Origin of the sequence: Bradyrhizobium sp., assembly GCF_035309285.1 — a bacterium.
In the GTDB taxonomy this organism is placed as follows: domain Bacteria; phylum Pseudomonadota; class Alphaproteobacteria; order Rhizobiales; family Xanthobacteraceae; genus Bradyrhizobium.
In genome coordinates this window covers 1-18648 of record NZ_DATGFH010000133.1, presented here as the reverse complement: position 1 = coordinate 18648, position 18648 = coordinate 1, and the positions used below count along the sequence as shown (strand labels likewise).

Sequence of the window (18648 nt, the reverse complement as noted above, 5' to 3'; positions counted from 1 at the left end):
TGAATTACTGTATTGTGGTGGCGCATGGCGGGATCTTCCTTGTGTGTCTCGAACATTTGGCGATGCTCAAGACCGCAGAAGAATCCACGCCATGCGCCATGTCCACCAAAATTAAACCGGACAGCCGTGGGTCAAGCCCGGGCATGACGATCGAGTGTGGGGCCGGCGGACTTACCGGCAGGTCCGGCGGACGCCGCTTACCAATCAATCCCGTAGCGGTGCAGCTCGGCGATGATGCGCCCGGCGGTCCAGTAGGTCCCGCGATGGTGCGCCCGCTCGGCGTGCGCGTGGCGGCTGCGCGAGGGGCGGTAATTGGGTTCATCGTTCGAGGCGTGCCGGTGTGCGGTCGACGGCGCCGTAGTCGAGGGCGTGGTCGTCGCGGTAGCCGGCGGCGTGTTCTCGACCGGCGCGGGCCGCGCGGTGTAGCGCGGGGTGTCTGATGGAGCGGGGGCCGGTTGAGCTTGCTGAGGCGTGTCCGTCGGCGGCGCTGTGTAGCGTGGCGTGTCAGGCTGGCTCGGCGTGGTGGTCGCGGGCGTGTCATTGTCAGCCCGGAGCGCCTGATTGTCGACGACCGCCGGCGGATCGCTCGGCGTGTTGGTGGTCAGACCGGTCGAAAGGCTGCGCGAATCTCCGGCCTGAGCGGCCGCAGAAGCCAGAACCATCGCCGCTGCAATCAAAATGAGCTTGCGCATGTGAAAGTCTCCCCTTTTTCACTGGGCCGGATGGCTTGGGGCGGATCCTAGGCGGTTTCCCCACAGCCTTATGTGATGGAGATCACCCTTTCGGTTTCATCACGATGAGGCGATTGAGTGGGGGATCTGTGTTATGGGAGCTGAAGAGCGGTTATCCCTCGGCGCACGGGACTTCAGGTCGGCCGCGATAGTGCTATGCATGAGTAAGAGCAAGAGGCCACACCGCGTAGGGTGACGACCGGCCACAGATGCGCGCACCTAAACGAGTTCAAAGATCGATTTCAGGTGAAGCAGCAACGTGCAAGCAACGAGCGTCACTCCGTTGGCGTGCTGGTTGATCTGGCCAACCCTCACTATGACGACATAGACATGACCTCGGGTTGACATACCACCACGGCCTTGCCTCCCTCCATGCCAATTCGTGGGCCACGTACATGAGGAGCGAGCTGATGGCCGCAATCCCGGCCGTGTGACCGGCCATCGCGATGTGCCCGGTGGTCCAGAAAGAGATCGCAAAAATCTCGGCGGTTCCGATCAGCCGCCACGTGACGGCCTTCGCAATCGTCTTGCGCATTGGGATGCTCTCATCGGTTTTCTCACTGGCCCGAGTCCGGCAGACTCTCGCGGGTCGTGCGCTGCGCGCGTCTCGAGCGTGATCACGGTGAACATCGAAGTTCAGGTGCTCATCGTCGCTGAATTTCGGCGAGGTCCGCCGAGCTACCCCACTGGCTGGACCTCTCATCAAGCGGGTCCACACACCGCTCAACTGCTAATCATCCTAATCGATAGAATTTTATCGACAATCGAAACCAATTGTTAACGTTACCGCGGCCGGCGGATCACATGATTGAACGCGGTCAAGCGTTCAAAAGTTGTCGAGCTTAACGACGATCTCGTTGAACATGTCGTTCTTGAGTACACGGTTGGAAAGCTGCTCATTCGAGCAGAAACGGCCGCGCGCAAAAACTAATTTCGCCCGCCAATTCAACTGGCTGCGCCTGTTCAAGCCCCTTCACGAAAATATTTCGCTTTTCCAGAAGCGCGAATCAGGTGTATGCCTCCGCCCGTCCCGCTGCCTTTAGGAGGGGCGGCTCGCGATCGTCACGGACGTTGGCGGCGGGATGCGATGGACGCGAGGGGGTTCAGCGCGCGCTGTGCGCGCCGACGAAAACTTCTCTCGCGTACGGCGAAATCGCGTCGTCCTGGTCCCCCGACGCTGGGATCAAGCCTGCACGTGACGAACGCGCGGGCGACGGAGGCTAACAAGCCCGGCACTCCGGGGAGAACGCGTATAAGCCGTAAAGCCATTGCGCAGGGAATGCCGGCGTGTGTTCGGTTGTACCTGTGGATTTCTCGTGTGCATTCCATGCGCAATTTCTCGCACACGAGGCTGCGGGTGCAACGGCACCCGGCATTCCCTGTGCCCTCTGAGTTTCGGGAGGGACGTTATTTTGTCAGGCCTCGGGCATTTCATGCCGCGAGAACGCTGAGTCACGTCCTTGCGTCGTCATTGCGAGCGAAGCGAAGCAATCCAGAAATGCATCGCGAGGCCGTCTGGATTGCTTCGCTTCGCTCGCAATGAAGAGCGGCAGTTTGACATTTGAATCTGCAACGAACAGCGCGCCCAAGTGGGTGCAGGCTGTTACCCATGTCTCCGCTCTGGGTAGACGGAGTGGCCGCGCCACGCGTAGCCCGAAGGGCGAAGCGTGGTGCCGCAAGAGGGACTCGAACCCCCGACCCCGTCATTACGAATGACGTGCTCTACCAACTGAGCTATTGCGGCGAGCCTGAAACGTGCTTTTCGCACGCCTCAACGCGTGGCCACCTGATATCGGGCATAGGCCCGAATGGCAAGAAAAACGGGGCGCGTGAATATTTTGTTACCCGGCCCAGCGGGCCAGGAATCCGCGCCAGCCGCCGGCTTGCGCCTTGGGCGTGCCGATTTGTTCCACAAATTCATCGCCGGCGCCCTCGTCGTCGACGCCGGGGTCATCGGGGGCGCGGACGATGGGAATGACGGCCGGAATGGAGCTCGCGGGCTTAGGGAGGTCGGCACGGGTTCGGAACAGCGGCGCGGGCGCGGCGGGCGCAACCGATTCGGCCGATGTCGACGCCACAGCCGGCGCAGGGGCCGCTTGCTGCGGCGGCGCTGTTGCGGGCTCGGCGGCTTTTTCGGCCGGCGTTTCCGCAGGACCCGCCGGCGGGGGCACATTGTCCTGCGTCGCCGCCGCGGCGGCTACCTCAGGCGCCGCCTCACGGGGCGGCGCGGCGAGGCCTTCGCTCGCGCTCGGTTCGCGGCGCGGCGAAGGCGCGGCCAGCATCGCTTCCTCGAACGGCGAGGACTCGATCGTCGCAGCCTTGTCGGACGACGGCAGGCTCGCCACCGGCGTCTGCCACTGGAACGCGTCGATGCGACCTGTCACCGGCGACACCGGCCGCCAGCGGTCGCTGACATAGCCATCCGCCGTCCAGGCCGGATCGTGACGCGCGCGCACCGCGCGCAAGGTCCACATCCGCGCCTTGCCGCTGTCGCCATGCTCGGTGCGCTCGATCTCCGCCATCAGCATCGCGACGCGCTGGGTCGGATCGGCGACGAATGGCGCCAGCGCTTCGCGCGCCTTCGCAAACTCGGCCGCATCGATCGCAGCACGCGCGATCGCAAGCGCGCCCTCGATGTTGCCGGGGGTCTTCGCGGCAAGCGTCTCCACCCTTACCAGCCGCTGCCGCGCGGAATCCCCGAGCCGCACATGCGCATAGGCATCGGCAAGATCGGGATGCGGATGCGCAAGCCACGCTGCTTCCACGATCCGCATCGCGCGGCGCACCTGATGCGCCTCGCTCTCGAATTTCGCGGCGAGCACCGCGGCCGGCACCAGCGTCGGCGCAAGCTTCACCGCCTCCATCGCGCTCTCACGCGAGCGATCGCGATCCACCTTCTCCAGTTCCAGCGCGCGCGCCGTGAGCAGCACGCCACGGCGACGGCGATAGGCGGTCTTGTCGATGAGGCCGGAAGCGAGATCATGGTCGAGGATCTTCAACGCGCCGTCCCAGTCGCCCTGCGCGCAGCGGAAGCCGAGCACGGCATGCGAGGCCCAGGTCGATGACGGCGCAAGCCTCAAGGCCTCCTCCGCGATCATCACGGCCGCAACCGCATCGTCGGCGCGCTGCGCCTCGATGAAAAGCCCACGCAGGCCGAACAGGCGCGTGTCCTCGCGCTCGGCCATTGCGCCGAAGGCGGCTTTCGCGCCCTCGCGGTCGCCGTCGAGTTGCGCCGCTTGCGCGTGGAGCAAAAGCGTCAACGGATCATGGCCGGCGATCCGCCGCGCCGTCTCGGCATGCTGGCGCGCCGCAGCCTGGTCGCCATGGCCGATCGCGAGCAGGCCGTGGGTGATGGCGTGGCGCCCGCGCGCGATGCGGCGCTCGTGGCCGCCGCGACGGATGCGCCCCGGCGTGCGCCACAGCACCCCCAAAACGCCGAGCAGGATCATCGCCGCGACGATGATGATGCCGACCAGGAGCGCAAACACCGGTAGCGCCGTCGTGATCTTGTAACCGCCCCAGGTCAGCACGACGTTGCCGGGCTGATCGGCCACCCATGCCGCGCCCCACGCGGCAAGCGCGATCAACACCAGAAACAGGACAATGCGAACCATGAAAATCCTACTGCGCCGCTTTGGCCAGCGCCGCCATACTATCTTCGGCGAATTGACGGGATGCGGCGAGTGCGGCGTCGCGCGCGGCCACCTTGTCGAGCCACCCTTGCGCGGGCGCGCGGTCGGTGGGGTCGAGCGCGTTGAGCTCGCGGCGGGAATCCGCAAGGTCAATGCGCAGCGCGGCGGCCGTGACGCGTGCGACCACCGCGCTGCGGTCGTTGCCGGCGGCATCGGTGCGCTCGACGCGAACCAGTTTCGATGCGCCCGCCTGCAGGCGGTCGATGATGCCGGAGCCGGTGGTCGCATTGCCCGGCTGAGGCGACAGCTTCGGCACCAGCGCCAGCAATTCGCGACAGAGCACCGGCGGGGTCGGAATGCCCTTGTCCGCGAACGCGTCGAGCGGCTTCAATGCATCAGCATTGGGCGCCAGCGCCTTTGCCGTCGCCAGCGCCTCGACATAGTGGTCGCCGTGACGGACCGCGACGTCGAGCAACGCGGCCGCGACGAGGCGGCGAAGCGGCAGGTCATCCTGCGCCTTGGCGGATGCATCCTTGGCGGCCGAGGCCTGCTTGCTGGCTTGCGCAATGGCCGCGGCTTGCGCGCGCGTCGCCTGCTCGATCTGGTCGATGCGCTTGTTGATGGCAGAGAGATCGACCGCGGGTGCGGTTGCGCCGGAAGCGGCCGGCGCGTGCCTGGCGCTATCGACGGCTGCGGCAAGCTTGTCGGATTGCGCGCGCAGGCCATCGAGATCGCCGCGCAGCGTGGCGAGCGATTTCTCCATCGTGTCGAGGCGCGCGGTCATCGCTGGGTCGGTCGCCGGCGTCTTCGCAGCCTTCGATTCGAGGCCGGTTACGCGCTTGGAAAGATCGTCGAAGGCCGCGTGCGTGACCTGCGGCTGGGCGGGTGGCGCCTGCACCGCCGGCCAGCCCAGCAGCCAGCCGACCGCGATCACGAGCGCGGCGGCCACCGCGCCGGAAAACGGCGCAATCACCCAAGGCGAGATCGGCGCGGAAGCTTCCGCCGTGGGCGTTTCCTCGGACACGTCCTTGGGCGGCTCGGCAGGCGCACCCGTTTCCGGCTGCGGCGCGGATTGAGCAGGGCCGGCCTCGGCGGAAGCGGCCTCGGAGACCTTGGTCGCCTCGAGATCGATCGTCGGCGGCTCGCGCTTGACCTTGCCGGCATCCGGCGCGGGTCCCGCGTCCTCTAGCACGTCATCGGCCATCCCTTGGGGTTCCCTGAATGGTAAGCCAGAACAATATACCGGAATCGGCGCGCTCTCTTACGCCAATCAGGGCCGCAACGCACGCTCCAACGCCCCGAACAGGGCATTTTCGTCCGGCGAGGCGGCTGCCAGCACCCGCAACGCCCCGGCTTCGCGCAGAATCGCGGCCACATTGGGCGAAATGCAGCATTGCGGCACGGCGAGAGCCGAGATTTCGACACCGCCGGCCCGCGCCGCCTCCAGGAAGGCCCGTGCGCTGCGCTGGGAATAGTGCAGTACGGCTTCCACTTCATTGGCGGCGAAGGCGTCACGGGTCTCGCGCGACAGCGCTGACAGCGCCACCATCCGGTAGGTGGTTCGGGTCACGACCTCGAAACCGTCCACGGCGAGATCGCCCGCGAGGTCGCGCGCAAGATCCGCGCCGGCAAGATAGAGCAGCCTTTTGGCCTTCTTCTTCCCCTTCAGGCTCTTGCGCACACGCTCGCAGAGCTTCGCCGCATCGCCCTCAGCCGCGATCACCTCGGCGAAGCCGGCGCGGCGTGCTTCGTCCGCGGTATGCTCGCCGACGGCAAAGAGCGGCAGCCTGCGCAAGCCGTCGAGCTCCGCCTCAACCGCCCGCAAGGCATTGGCCGAGGTCAGGATCACGGCCGCAAAGTCCGCTTCAAGGCCCTCGGACCAGGGGAGTGGCTCGAACCGCAGCATCGGGGCCAGCACGACTGCAAATCCCCGCTCGCGCAGGGCGCGCGCCGTCGTCTCATTGTCAGGATAGGGGCGGGTGACGAGAACGGCCATGTTGGGGGGCGCCGGCGATTGCAAGGTCAGTGTTGCGCGGTTACTTACGAGACCATTCAAATAGCGCAAGGGCTCCCATTGGAAAGCGAAAAGCCGATTTTGGTGCTGGGCATCGAGACGACCTGCGACGAGACCGCGGCCAGCGTGGTCGAGCGCAAGGGCGACGGGTCGGGCCGGATCCTGTCCAATGTGGTGCGCTCGCAGACCGAGGAGCACGCGCGTTTCGGCGGCGTGGTGCCGGAGATCGCGGCGCGCGCCCATGTCGATCTGCTCGACGGCATCATCGACCGCGCGATGAAGGATGCCGGCGTCGGCTACGAGCAGCTCTCGGCGGTTGCGGCGGCCGCGGGCCCCGGCCTGATCGGCGGCGTCATCGTCGGGCTGACCACCGCAAAGGCGATCGCGATGGTGCACAACACGCCGCTCGTCGCAGTGAACCATCTCGAAGCGCACGCGCTGACGCCGCGGCTCACTTGCGCGCTCGCTTTTCCCTATTGCCTGTTCCTCGCCTCCGGCGGCCATACCCAGATCGTCGCGGTCGCCGGCGTCGGAAACTATGTGCGGCTCGGCACCACCGTCGACGACGCCATGGGCGAGGCCTTCGACAAGGTCGCGAAAATGCTGGGCCTGCCCTATCCGGGCGGGCCGCAGGTCGAGCGGGCCGCAAATGGCGGCGATCCCGCCCGATTTGCGTTTCCGCGGCCAATGATCGGCCGGGCGGACGCAAACTTCTCGCTGTCGGGGCTGAAGACTGCCGTGCGCAACGAAGCGAGCCGCCTGACGCCTCTGGAAGCAAAGGACATCAGCGATCTCTGCGCAAGCTTTCAGGCCGCGGTGCTGGAATCGACCGCGGATCGTCTCAGCGTTGGGCTGAAGCTGTTTGAAGAAATCTTCGGCCCGCCGCGTGCGCTCGTCGCGGCCGGCGGCGTCGCGGCCAACCGCGCCATCCGCGGCGCGCTGCAGGATGTTGCGGCGAAAGCCGAGACCACGCTGATCATCCCGCCGCCCAAGCTCTGCACCGACAATGGCGCGATGATCGCATGGGCCGGCGCCGAGCGGCTCGCGCTCGGCATGGTGGACACGATGGACGCAGCCCCGCGGGCGCGCTGGCTGCTCGATGCCAATGCGAGCGTGCCGCCCGGATACGCCAATTCCCGCGCGGGTTTCTGAGAGATGCCCGCGCTGAACTCCGTCGCAATCGTCGGCGCGGGCGCGTGGGGCACGGCGCTCGCCGGCGTCGCAGCGCGCGCCGGGCGCGCGGTGACGCTCTACGCCCGCAATGCGTCGCATGCGGACAGGATCGCAACGACGCGTGAAAACCCGCGGCTGCCTGGCATCAAGCTCGCGCCCGAGATCGTAGTCACCAACGACGTCGCGGAAGCCGTACGCGCCGATATCATCCTCGTCGCCACGCCCGCGCAGCATCTGCGCGGCGCGGTGAATGCGATCGCGCCGCATTTGCATGAACGTACGCCCGTGATTGCCTGCGCCAAGGGCATCGAGCACGGCACGCATAAATTCATGACCGATATCATCGCGGAATCCGCGCCGCATGCGATCCCCGCGATCCTCTCGGGCCCGAGCTTTGCCGACGACGTCGCGCGCGGGTTGCCGACCGCAGTGACCTTGGCGGCAAAGGACGAAGAGCTTGCCGTGCATCTCGTGCGGGCGCTGGGTTCGGCGACTTTTCGGCCCTATCACACGACCGACGTGCGCGGCGTCGAGATCGGCGGTGCCGCCAAGAATGTGCTGGCGATCGCGGCCGGTATTGTCGTGGGCCGGAAGCTCGGCGCCTCGGCGCAGGCGGCGCTGACCACGCGCGGCTTCTCGGAGCTCGCTCGATTGGGCCGCGCCTGCGGCGCCCGCGCCGAAACCATGGTCGGGCTTTCGGGGCTCGGTGACCTGATCCTGACCTGCTCCTCGCCGCAGTCGCGCAATTTCGCACTGGGCGTGGCGCTCGGCCACGGCGAGCCAAAGCCGGTCGGCAAGTTGGCCGAAGGCGAGTTCACTGCGCCGGTCTTGATCGAACTCGCCGCTTCGCAAAGGATCGAACTGCCGGTATCAATGGCGGTCGCGGCAATCCTGAGCCAGAAGCTCACCATCGACGCCGCGATCGAGGGCCTTCTGACGCGGCCCTTCAAGGCGGAGGAATGACATGGCGTACTGGCTAGTGAAATCCGAACCTTCGTCCTGGTCATGGGACCAGCAGGTGGCCAAGGGCGCCAAGGGCGAGGCCTGGACCGGCGTGCGCAATTTCACCGCGCGCCAGAACCTCGTCAACATGAAGAAGGGCGACAAGGCGTTCTTCTATCATTCCAACGAGGGCAAGGAGATCGTCGGCATCGCCGAGGTCATCAAGGAGGCCTATCCCGATCCAACCGACAAGACCGGCAAATTCGTCTGCGTCGACATCAAGGCGGACAAGTCGTTGCCGACGCCGGTGACCATGGTCGCGATCAAGGCCGAGAAGAAGCTCGCCGCGATGGCGCTGGTGAAATATTCGCGCCTGTCGGTGCAGCCGGTGACGGCGGACGAATGGAAGCTTGTCTGCAAGATGGGCGGATTGTAGGGATTCTCCTCAAGCGTAGCCCGGATGAGCGGAGCGACATCCGGGATACGAAATACCCGCATATCGCCGCGCTCATGCGGGCTACGGTTCCCTACGATTCTTCGAGCACCAGCGGCAGCCCAAACATCTCGAACATGCGCGGTTCGAGGAACAGCGTCATCGTGGCAATCCTGTCGCCCTCCAGCGTGAGCACGTGGATGCCGTTGGCTGTGAAGCGCGGGTCGGCGTCGGTGCGGGCATAGACGGCGAAAGCGGGCTGGCCGTTGGCGGCGGCGGGGATCACGCGCATGCCGCGGCAGCTCTGCCAGGCGATTGCAAAGAATGAGCGGATCGCCTCGCGGCCGGCATACCATTGCAGCCACGGCGGCATGGTGAAGGTCGCGTCCTCCTTGAGCAGCGCAACGAAGCCGTCGAGATCGTGGTCCTCCCAAGCGCGCAAGTAACGGTCGAGCAGTCTTTGCTGGGCGACGCTCGGCCTCGCCACGGCAAGCGGCCGGCCTTCGGGATAGCGCGTGGCGAGCGTCTCCCGCGCGCGCTGGAGCGCGCTGTTCACCGAAGCGGTCGAGCCGCCGAGCAATGTCGCGGTCTCCGTTGCGGCCCAGCCGAGCACATCGCACAACAGAAGCGCGACGCGCTGGCGCGGCGGGAGCTGCTGGATCGCGGCGACAAAGGCGAGCTGTACGGCCTCGCGCGCCGCGTAGCGCACTTCCGGATTGGGCTGATCGTCGGCAATACTTTCGAGCTGCGAGTCCGGATAGGGCTCGAGCCAAGCGACTTCCGTGGCCGGCACACCATCGGGCATGCCTATGGCGGGAGAGCCCATCTGGTCCGGCAGCACACGCTGCGCACTCTTGCGCGCCTCCAGCGCGTTGAGGCAGGCATTGGTCGCGATCTTGTACAGCCAGGCGCGGAACAATCCGCCTTCAAAGCCGTCGAAGCCGCGCCACGCGCGCAGATAGGTTTCCTGCACGAGGTCCTCGGCCTCATGCACGGAGCCGAGCATGCGATAGCAATGCAGCTTGATCTCGCGACGTAGCGGCTCGGCAAGTCGCTCGAACGCCTCGTTTGTCCGCGCCGCCACCTGTTCTGCTTTTGATGCCGTCATCACCTCAAACATTAGACCTCCGCTGACCTTCTTCAAGGGTCCGTCAGCTTTGCGCCGCTTCAAGGCCTTTGCCCGAGACGATGAACACATTGCCTTTGGCGCGATTCGGATCGGCGGCAAGCTCGAGAACGCCGGCCGCGACATCGGCAGGAGTCGGCGGCGCCGCCATGCCACGGACGAAATCGGCGGCGGAGACGCCGAGATAGCGGGCATAGCCGTCGACCGCGCGTTTCCCAAGCTCGGTGCCCGGGATCATGCGCGGCGCGAGTGCGGAGAAGAAGAGGCCGAGCCCGAGCCGATCGGATTCCTTCTGCGCGTAATTGGCGAGAAAGAGCTGCGTGCGTTTCGCGCCGGCATAGCCGCCAGAGTTCGGCGAGCCCGCAAGCGCCGCGCCCGAGGACATCACGATCACCGAAGAGCCCGCCGCAAGCGGCCGCAACAATGCTGCCTTGCAGAACTGAAAGGTCATACGAACGTCCGTCTCCCAATTGGCGGTGAACTCCTGCCAGCTTTGCTGATGAAACGGCGCGGCCGGTGGAAACGCGCCGGCGCACAGCACGAGAATATCCGGCTCCATCGCGCCGAACACTTTTGCCGGCGCGCCTTCATCGGTGGCGTCGAGCGCCAGCACGCGCACGCCGGAGACTTCATGCGCCAGCGCTTGAAGCGCTGCTTCCTGCCGCGCCACCGCGAGCACGCGCGCACCATTGTTGTGCGCGGACTCCACGATCTGCCGGCCGACGCCACGGCTGCCGCCGATCACGACCATGTTCTTTCCTGCAAGCCTAAACATGTTATCCTCCTGATGCGCTCAGCCGACGGCGTAGATGAGGTTGAGCTTCCCGCCGGGAAGCTCGGAAACCTTCTTCAGCTCGAGCTTGTGCCGGCGTTCGGTCGTCGCAAACAGCGACTTGCCGCGGCCGGCGACGAGCGGATAGACGATCAGCCTGATCTCATCGACCAGCCCGGCATCGATCAGGCTTGCGGCCGTCTTCGCGCCGCCCATCAGATAGATGTCCTTGCCCGGTTGGCGCTTCAGCGCCGCGACATCATCGAGCTTGCGCAGGAAGCGCGTGTGCGGCCAGGATGCCGAGCCCATCGTGTTGGACAGCACGTAATGCGGAGTTTTGGCGGCGAAGCGCGCCCATTCGACCTCGGCCGGCGTCGGCGCGGCGCCCGTGATCCAGGCCGGCTTGTCCGGCTCGTTCTGGATCCCGGTCCAGTAGCGCTCATAGCCGCCATACATGGTCGAGCCGAGCACGCAGGCGTCGATCTGTGGCGTCAGGCCGTAGTCATCCGACCAGGCATGGACCCAATCGGCCATGCCCTCCGGCCCCTCCATCTTGCCGTCGATGGAAAGCTTCATTCCCGTGATCAATTTCCGCATTTTGATCTCCCATGGCGCGCCGGCTATCGGCTGGCTTCATGGGGTAAGACCGGCGGGGAGAGCGAAACTCATCGGTGGCAGGCGAAAAATTTTCAGCGCCGATACAACGGCCTGAAAAGCCAGAGCTAATTGTCCGGCACCGTGAAGACCGCGCAAGCGTCTACGATGCCGCGCAGCTCGTGCGTCCCAAGCGGGATCAGCGGCGTTTCGACTTCGGCCGCCAGCGCGCCCGAGACCAGAATTGTCTTGCCGAGCGGCTTGCACAATCCTTCCAGCCGGCTCACCAGGTTGACGGCGGACCCGATCGCGGTGAAATCCAACCGATCGGCAGCGCCGATATTGCCCCACAACATCTCGCCGAGATGCAGCGCCGCGCCGAAGGGCAATGGCGGCAACCCCTGCCGGCTTCGCTCGGAATCGAGATGCGCCATGCCTGCACGCGCAGCGGACGCCGCGCGCAAGGCGGCCTCGCAGGCGTCGCGCGTTGTCCGGCCTGCGACCGGAAAAATCGCCAAGATGCCGTCGCCGATGAACTTCAGCACCTCGCCGCCGAAAGCATGAATCGCGCCGGCGATACGATCGAACCAGGCATCGAGCGCGGCGATGACGACCGCCGGCGGATTTGCTTCCGACAGCGCCGTAAACCCACGGAGATCGGCATAAAGCAGCGCGGCCTGAATGGTCTCGCCGACGCTGCGCCGGAGCGGCGCCGCCATCACCCGCGCCGCACTGCGCCGGCCGAGATAGGCTTCCAGCGCCGCCGTCAACGTCGCGCGCGTCGCAAGCACCGCAAGCGGTGCCGTGGCAAAGCGCGCGGCCTGGCGCAGTTGATCGATCTCCCGCGGCGTGAACGGGCGCGGCCCAATCCATGCGAGCGAGGGCGCGTTCTGCTTCGGACCGATCATGTCCTCGTGCACCTTGCCGTCCGCGATACCGACGAGCCATTGCCGGCCTGCATCATTCGCAGAAGTTTTATTGGCAGGAGTTGTCAGCAGCGCGGCCGCAGGTCCGCCCGGCGCAAAACCCAGCGCCTCAATGACCTCGCCGTTCGTCGCCCGCCACAGCCACGTACGCCGCGCAATCAGCGGGTGCGGCACGTCGAGCGTGAGCGCGCCACCCGCAAGCGGCAATCCATCCGCAACAAGATGCGCGCCGAGACCGGCGAGCAGCCGGTCGGCGCCCGCGGTCTCGGCGGCCAGATCGACGAGCCAGGCGAGCGTCGAGGAAAGCTGCATGGCCCGATCATGGGGTTGACGCGAAGCCTTTGTCACGGGCTATCCTTGACGACGGACATTGGTGCCGCCATCTCCCGAGTCCAGCCTAGGGGAGAGCCCATGCCTGATGCGTTCGTGATCCAACGCGAGACCCAAATCGCGGCCCCGCCCGCCACCGTTTTTGCCTATCTGACCGATCCACAGAAAATCCTGAGCTGGATGGGGATGGAGGCGAACACCGAGCCGCAGCCGGGCGGTCTTTATCTTATCAAGGGCGTCGGCGGAAGCGGCCGAACCGCGCGCGGCGCATTCCGCGAAGTCGTGCCGGTCCATCGCCTCGCCTACAGTTTCGGCTGGGAGGACAGCGAGATAGTGCCGCCGGGATCGGGCCTGATCGAGATCGATCTGATCGATCGCGACGGCGGCACTTTGATGCGGATGACCCATAGCGGCCTGCCGAACGAGGAGCAGCGTGTCGCCCATGGCAAGGGGTGGACGCATTATCTGGGACGGCTCGCGGTCGCGGCCTCTGGCCGCAATCCCGGGCCCGATCCCGGCGCGCCGGTACAACATTCAAATTGAGATTGACGCCGTCTACGCCGCGGCAGCCATCACCACCTGCGCCAGAAGCTGCTCGCGCTTCTTTTGCGAGCGCTGACCTTTCATGGTCGCGGCGAAACGCTCGAGGATGCCGTCCTCGAAGGCGGTGACGATGGTGTCGTGGACATAGCTCTTGCGGCAGATCGCCGGCGTGTTGGAGAGCTGGTCGGCCGCGGCGCGGATCGCTTCCAGCACCTGGCGCTTGCGGCCGCGCTCGCTTGCCGCCGGCGTGATCCGTGACAGCGATTCCACCACGACGGCGGAGGCCATCAGCGTGCGAAAATCCTTCAGCGAAATCTTGATGCCCGCGATCTCGCGCAGGAACGCATTCACGCTCGTGGTCGAGACTGTGCGCACGACGCCGTTGGCATCGCGGTACTGGAACATGCGCTTGCCCGGCACGGTGCGCAGGATGCCGATGGCGCGCGCCAGCTTCGCGGCATTGCATTCCTTGCGCACGGCCTTGCCGCCCTTGGCCTTGAAGGTCAGCACGAAACTGTCGTCTTCCAGCGTGACGTTGGACTTCAACAGCGTGGTGGCGCCACGCGTGCCGTTCAGCCGCGCATAGGATTCGTTACCGGGGCGGATCGCGGTGCGAGCGATCAGCTCGATCACCGCCGAGAGCGCGAATTCGCGCGTCGGCTCGTCGCCGGCGAGGTGCATCGACACGTTGCGGCGGATCTTCGGCAGCGCGGCGACGAGCTTCGCCAGGCGGTGAGCCTTGCGCTGCTCGCGGACCTTCTCCCAATCGGCGTGATAGCGATATTGCAGCCGGCCGGCGGCATCGATGCCGACCGCCTGCAGATGCGAGTTGGGGTCGGGCGAATAGCGCACCGCGCGATAGGCCGGCGGCACCGCCATCCGGTTCAGCCGGCGGATGGTGCCGACATGCTTGATCCGCGTGCCGTTGGCGCGGATGAATGTATAGGTCTTGCCGCGCTTGATGCGGCGGATGGTCAGTTCGTTCTGGTCGCCGAGCTTGAGGCCCAGTTCCTGGGCGAGCTCTTCGACAGTCGTTTTGACAATAGCTGGTTTGGGCGGTTCGGCCGCCGGCTTCGGCAATTGGCCGAGCATTTCCGCAAGCGCCATGGCAGGATCGGCGGAAGCGGGGCGTTGCGCCTCGAAATTCTGCTGATCCGTCATTGCCGTTTACGCCTTGCTCCTGTCGTCTTCCGGCAGGGCCGGCGGGTGCGGCTTCATTCCGGAACGTCCGGGGAGCGCATTTAGGGGGTTGTGCGCGGCAAGGCGAGTCCCAATTGTCACATTGAAGGTTATTAGATACCTTTCATGGGTGGCATTCCGTCGCTAACGTTGATTTCCGACCAAGCGGAAACGTGAAAGTGATGGCAAGCGGCCTCATCCCTGCAGCCCCGAGCCCATCCGGCGCGGCTTGATGTCGTGCAAAGCAGGGGCGTCGCCTAAGGTTCTGTTTGTGGTGCTTGTCGGCGCCGTGCGCGCGGAAGCATAATTGTGTCGGCTGCGTTAACAACGAAGATGGCTTCAGCATCGACGAATGGCTGACGCCTGTGTGGGAGGGTCAAGAATGTCCGAGAAGATTTACGACGTGCCCGGCGAATGGGCAAAGCGCGCCTGGGCCGATCAGGCCAAATACAAGGAAATGTACGCCCGCTCGCTCTCGGACCCCGACGGCTTCTGGGCCGAACAGGCCAAGCGGCTGGACTGGATGAAGGCCCCGCACAAGATCGGGAACTGGTCATTCGCCCCCGGCAATATCTCGATCAAATGGTTCGAGGACGGCGTTCTCAACGCGGCCTACAACTGCATCGACCGCCATCTGCCCAAGCGCGCCAACCAGACCGCGATCATCTGGGAAGGCGACGACCCCTCGCAGTCCAGGCACATCACCTACAAGGAGCTGCACGACGAGGTCTGCCGGATGGCCAACATCCTCCGCAATCGCAACGTCAAGAAGGGCGACCGCGTCACCATCTATCTGCCGATGATTCCGGAAGCGGCCTACGCGATCCTGGCCTGCGCCAGGATCGGCGCCATCCATTCGGTGGTGTTCGCGGGCTTCTCGCCGGACAGCCTCGCCCAGCGCATCAAGGACTGCAAATCCAATGTCGTCATAACCGCCGACGAGGGCTTCCGCGGCGGCCGGAAGGTGCCGCTGAAAGCCAATGTCGACGCGGCGATCGCCAAGACCGGCGGTGTCGACTGGGTCGTCGTGGTCAAGCGCACTGGTGCTGCCGTCGACATGAAGCCGTCGCGCGATCTCTGGTATCACGAGGCGGCCAAAGTGGTGACCACCGAGTGCCCGTGCGAGCACATGCACGCGGAAGATCCGCTGTTCATCCTCTACACCTCAGGCTCGACCGGCCAGCCCAAGGGCGTGCTGCACACGACCGGCGGCTATCTCGTGTATACGTCGATGACGCACCAATATGTGTTCGACTACCACGACGGCGATATCTTCTGGTGCACCGCCGACGTCGGCTGGGTCACGGGCCACAGCTACATCATCTACGGGCCGCTCGCCAACGGCGCGACCACGCTGATGTTCGAGGGCGTGCCGAACTATCCGGACAACTCGCGGTTCTGGAACGTCGTTGACAAGCACAAGGTCAACATCTTCTACACCGCGCCGACCGCGATCCGCGCGCTGATGCAGGCCGGCGACGCTCCCGTGAAGAAGACCTCGCGCGCTTCGCTGCGCCTGCTCGGCACCGTCGGCGAGCCGATCAATCCGGAAGCCTGGGAATGGTATCACCGCGTCGTCGGCGACGGCCGCTGCCCGATCGTCGATACCTGGTGGCAGACCGAGACCGGCGGCATCCTGATCACGCCGCTGCCGGGCGCAATCAAGCTGAAGCCGGGCTCGGCGACGCTGCCGTTCTTCGGCGTGGTGCCCGAGATCGTCGACGCCGACGGCAAGGTGCTGCAAGGCGAAGCCACCGGCAATCTCTGCATCACCAGGCCCTGGCCCGGGATGATGCGCACGGTCTATGGCGACCATGATCGTTTCGAGCAGACCTACTTCTCGACCTACAAAGGCAAGTATTTCACCGGCGACGGCTGCCGGCGCGACGCCGACGGCTATTACTGGATCACCGGCCGCGTCGACGACGTCATCAACGTCTCCGGACATCGGATGGGCACGGCCGAAGTCGAGAGCTCGCTGGTCGCGCATGAGAAAGTGTCGGAAGCCGCGGTGGTCGGCTATCCGCACGACATCAAGGGCCAGGGCATCTATGCCTATGTCACCTTGATGGCCGGCACCGAGCCGAGCGAGGATCTGCGCAAGGAATTGGTCGCCTGGGTGCGCAAGGACATCGGGCCAATCGCCTCGCCGGACCAGATCCAGTTCGCGCCAGGCCTGCCGAAGACGCGCTCCGGCAAGATCATGCGCCGTATTCTGCGCAAGATCGCCGAGGACGAGCCGGGCAGTCTCGGCGATGTCTCGACGCTCGCCGATCCCGCCGTGGTCGATGACCTCGTGAAGAACCGGAAGAACCGCAAGCAGACGCAGGCGTAAGCGTCGCAGCTTCAGAACCGTCGTTCCGGGGCGATGCGGCAGCATCGAACTATGGTGCGCACCTGAGATTCCGGGTCTGGTGCTTGCGCACCATCCCGGAATGACGGCCATAATTTCCGTGCCGCCGCCCTCTCACGCAAACGTCGGAAACTGTGGCCGCCTTGCGGCGGTTTTCCGGCAAGTGTTGTTTTCAAGTCATTTACTTTAAATCCAACATTTCCTTTTCTCCCTCGACCCTAGCTAGCCCGAAGGCCCGCGTGGAAACCAATCGGTTAACGCACGCGGTTAAAAATGCGTGGGCAAGCCGGCCGTTTCGGCCGGTCTTGAGCGAATCTGGCGCCCTTTGGCAGGGGCGGGCGAAGCGGAGAGATGTCGATGTCGAAGCGGATTGCGGTGGCGCTGGCGGCCACCATCGGGGCTGCTCTATTGGCGACGAATGTGGCACAGGCAAAGCCGGAACTGGTTCCGGTACGGGGCACCGAATATTCGCCGGGAACGATCGTGATCAAGACCAGCGAGCGCCGGCTTTACCTCATTCTCGATCAGGGCCATGCGATGCGCTATCCGGTCGGCGTCGGCAAGGTCGGCAAGCAGTGGGCTGGCGTGACCCGGATCGACGGCAAGTACCGCAACCCGGCCTGGGCGCCGCCGAAGGAAGTCAAGCATGACATTCCGAGCATCCCGAACCTGATCCCCGGCGGTTCGCCCAGGAACCCGATGGGCGTCGCCGCGATGACGCTCGCCGGCGGCGAATACGCCATCCACGGCACCAACATGCCGGGATCGGTCGGCGGCTTCGTCTCCTACGGCTGCATCCGCATGTACAACGCCGACATCACCGACCTGTATGGCCGCGTCTCGGTCGGCACGCCAGTGGTGGTGACGCGCTAATAGCGACGTCCGTCATTCCGGGATGGTCCGAAGGACCAGACCCGGAATCTCGAGATTCCGGGTTCGCTCGTTTCACTCGCGTCCCGGAATGATCGTGTGGGAAATACGAAAGCCGCGCGGCCAGCGCGGCTTTTGTTTCAGAAATCCGACGCGATGCCCTTGTTCTCCCAGTCGCCATAGCGCGTGGGCTCGGGACCCTTCGGGCCCTGAAATTCCTTCGGCATCGCCTTCGCATTGGCGACAGCGGCCTGACGACGTGCTTCGGCCTCGGCGAGCGCGCGCTGCGCGGCCGGTGTCAGCGGTTTACGTTCCTGACCAGGCTTGGTCTCAGGCTTGATCGCAGAATTGGCCTGTGCGGCACTGTCACTCATCGCCAACCTCCCGCTCTCGCAAACCACCCTGTCAACAGATCGTGCCTCAAGCTGAAAATGCCAGAGGCGATTCTTACATTTGGCATATTCGCATGGCAGGAGTGGGGTCTGTCATGGCATGCCCCGAGTGAGTGCTAGCGGAATTGCCTTCGTCCCTCCGGGTAAGCTTCGACGCATGCCTTCTCCAAGATTAGCCCGTCCTGCTGAAGTGCCCGGTCTCGCGGCACGGCGGATCGCCGCCGACATTCTGGACGGCGTGCTGCACAAGCATCGTACCCTCGACGACCAGCTCGACGGCGCAGCCGCCCATCCGGGCCTGAAGACGCTCGCCGATCGCGACCGCGCGCTGATGCGGCGCCTGGTGGCGACGATCCTGCGCCGGCTCGGCACGCTCGGACATCTGTTGTCGCGGCTGCTGGACCGCGGCATTCCGACCGATGCGCCGCGCGCGCAAAGCGCGCTTCTGATCGGCGCCGCCCAGATTCTCTGGATGGATGTGCCCGATCATGCCGCGGTCGATCTGTCGGTGCGGCTGGTGCAGTCGGATCGGCGGGCCGCGAAATATGCCGGGCTCGTCAATGCCGTGCTGCGCCGCTGCGCGCGCGAGGGACAGCCGCTGATCGACGAGGTCAAATCCGAGACGCTCGATCTTCCGC

Annotated in this window: 18 protein-coding genes and 1 tRNA gene; 7 read left to right on the top strand and 12 right to left on the bottom strand. The window is 65.4% G+C overall.

The window, feature by feature from the left end; genetic code table 11:
* Nucleotides 1–197 precede the first annotated feature (197 nt).
* The 6 genes from VKR55_RS25035 to VKR55_RS25015 form a co-directional block, all read right to left on the bottom strand.
* Entirely contained in the window at nt 198–692 is a 495-nt protein-coding gene (locus VKR55_RS25035; RefSeq protein WP_324407562.1) for a hypothetical protein, read from the bottom strand.
* Between the two features lie 268 nt (nt 693–960).
* Nucleotides 961–1266 (bottom strand): DUF2061 domain-containing protein, encoded by a 306-nt coding sequence (locus tag VKR55_RS33120; RefSeq protein ID WP_414642444.1) that lies wholly within the window; start codon nt 1264–1266, stop codon nt 961–963.
* A 1133-nt stretch (nt 1267–2399) separates the two neighbouring features.
* Nucleotides 2400–2475: transfer RNA gene (locus VKR55_RS25030), tRNA-Thr, on the bottom strand.
* 97 nt (nt 2476–2572) lie between these two features.
* Nucleotides 2573–4345, bottom strand: a complete 1773-nt coding sequence (locus VKR55_RS25025) for a heme biosynthesis protein HemY (RefSeq protein ID WP_324407560.1) — start codon at nt 4343–4345, stop codon at nt 2573–2575.
* A gap of 7 nt (nt 4346–4352) precedes the next feature.
* Nucleotides 4353–5567, bottom strand: a complete 1215-nt coding sequence (locus VKR55_RS25020) for a COG4223 family protein (protein WP_324407559.1) — start codon at nt 5565–5567, stop codon at nt 4353–4355.
* Between the two features lie 66 nt (nt 5568–5633).
* Nucleotides 5634–6359 carry a uroporphyrinogen-III synthase gene (locus VKR55_RS25015; RefSeq protein WP_324407557.1) on the bottom strand — a complete coding sequence of 242 codons (726 nt, stop codon included), beginning with the start codon at nt 6357–6359 and terminating at the stop codon, nt 5634–5636.
* Nucleotides 6360–6455: 96 nt separating this feature from the next.
* Between VKR55_RS25015 and tsaD the strand changes: the two genes are divergently transcribed.
* Genes tsaD through VKR55_RS25000 form a run of 3 tightly spaced genes read left to right on the top strand, consistent with a single transcriptional unit; the run spans nt 6456 to nt 8928 of the window.
* A complete protein-coding gene (gene tsaD / locus VKR55_RS25010) occupies nt 6456–7529 on the top strand; it encodes a tRNA (adenosine(37)-N6)-threonylcarbamoyltransferase complex transferase subunit TsaD (protein ID WP_324407564.1) in 1074 nt (357 codons plus the stop codon).
* A gap of 3 nt (nt 7530–7532) precedes the next feature.
* Nucleotides 7533–8513, top strand: coding sequence for an NAD(P)H-dependent glycerol-3-phosphate dehydrogenase (locus tag VKR55_RS25005; RefSeq protein WP_324407556.1), 981 nt, complete (start codon nt 7533–7535; stop codon nt 8511–8513).
* A gap of 1 nt (nt 8514) precedes the next feature.
* Nucleotides 8515–8928, top strand: coding sequence for an EVE domain-containing protein (locus VKR55_RS25000; RefSeq protein WP_324407555.1), 414 nt, complete (start codon nt 8515–8517; stop codon nt 8926–8928).
* Between the two features lie 91 nt (nt 8929–9019).
* Here the strand turns inward: VKR55_RS25000 and VKR55_RS24995 are convergent, their stop codons facing one another.
* The 4 genes from VKR55_RS24995 to VKR55_RS24980 form a co-directional block, all read right to left on the bottom strand.
* Nucleotides 9020–10045, bottom strand: a complete 1026-nt coding sequence (locus tag VKR55_RS24995) for a sigma-70 family RNA polymerase sigma factor (protein WP_324407554.1) — start codon at nt 10043–10045, stop codon at nt 9020–9022.
* Nucleotides 10046–10076: 31 nt separating this feature from the next.
* A complete protein-coding gene (locus VKR55_RS24990) occupies nt 10077–10826 on the bottom strand; it encodes an SDR family NAD(P)-dependent oxidoreductase (RefSeq protein WP_324407553.1) in 750 nt (249 codons plus the stop codon).
* Between the two features lie 18 nt (nt 10827–10844).
* Complete coding sequence (locus VKR55_RS24985; protein ID WP_324407551.1) at nt 10845–11420, bottom strand: dihydrofolate reductase family protein; 576 nt, start codon at nt 11418–11420, stop codon at nt 10845–10847.
* A gap of 125 nt (nt 11421–11545) precedes the next feature.
* Nucleotides 11546–12655, bottom strand: coding sequence for an adenylate/guanylate cyclase domain-containing protein (locus VKR55_RS24980; RefSeq protein WP_324407549.1), 1110 nt, complete (start codon nt 12653–12655; stop codon nt 11546–11548).
* 99 nt (nt 12656–12754) lie between these two features.
* Here VKR55_RS24980 and VKR55_RS24975 point away from each other — a divergent pair, with 99 nt between their 5' ends.
* Nucleotides 12755–13216 carry an SRPBCC family protein gene (locus VKR55_RS24975; RefSeq protein WP_324407548.1) on the top strand — a complete coding sequence of 154 codons (462 nt, stop codon included), beginning with the start codon at nt 12755–12757 and terminating at the stop codon, nt 13214–13216.
* 12 nt (nt 13217–13228) lie between these two features.
* On the opposite strand, the gene VKR55_RS24970 is transcribed toward VKR55_RS24975, so the two are convergent.
* Nucleotides 13229–14377, bottom strand: coding sequence for a DNA topoisomerase IB (locus VKR55_RS24970; protein WP_324407546.1), 1149 nt, complete (start codon nt 14375–14377; stop codon nt 13229–13231).
* A 400-nt stretch (nt 14378–14777) separates the two neighbouring features.
* Between VKR55_RS24970 and acs the strand changes: the two genes are divergently transcribed.
* The gene (gene acs, locus VKR55_RS24965) at nt 14778–16730 is read left to right on the top strand and encodes an acetate--CoA ligase (RefSeq protein ID WP_324407544.1); all 1953 of its coding nucleotides are present in this window, start codon (nt 14778–14780) and stop codon (nt 16728–16730) included.
* A gap of 375 nt (nt 16731–17105) precedes the next feature.
* On the top strand, nt 17106–17621 hold the full coding sequence (locus tag VKR55_RS24960) for a L,D-transpeptidase (protein WP_324407543.1): 516 nt from the start codon (nt 17106–17108) through the stop codon (nt 17619–17621).
* A gap of 137 nt (nt 17622–17758) precedes the next feature.
* Here VKR55_RS24960 and VKR55_RS24955 read toward each other — a convergent pair whose 3' ends face one another.
* Nucleotides 17759–17992, bottom strand: a complete 234-nt coding sequence (locus tag VKR55_RS24955; protein WP_324407542.1) for a DUF1674 domain-containing protein — start codon at nt 17990–17992, stop codon at nt 17759–17761.
* Between the two features lie 175 nt (nt 17993–18167).
* On the opposite strand from VKR55_RS24955, the gene VKR55_RS24950 reads away from it, so the two are divergent.
* Nucleotides 18168–18648 (top strand): transcription antitermination factor NusB (locus tag VKR55_RS24950; RefSeq protein WP_324407540.1); only part of this gene is annotated, 481 nt, incomplete at its 3' end.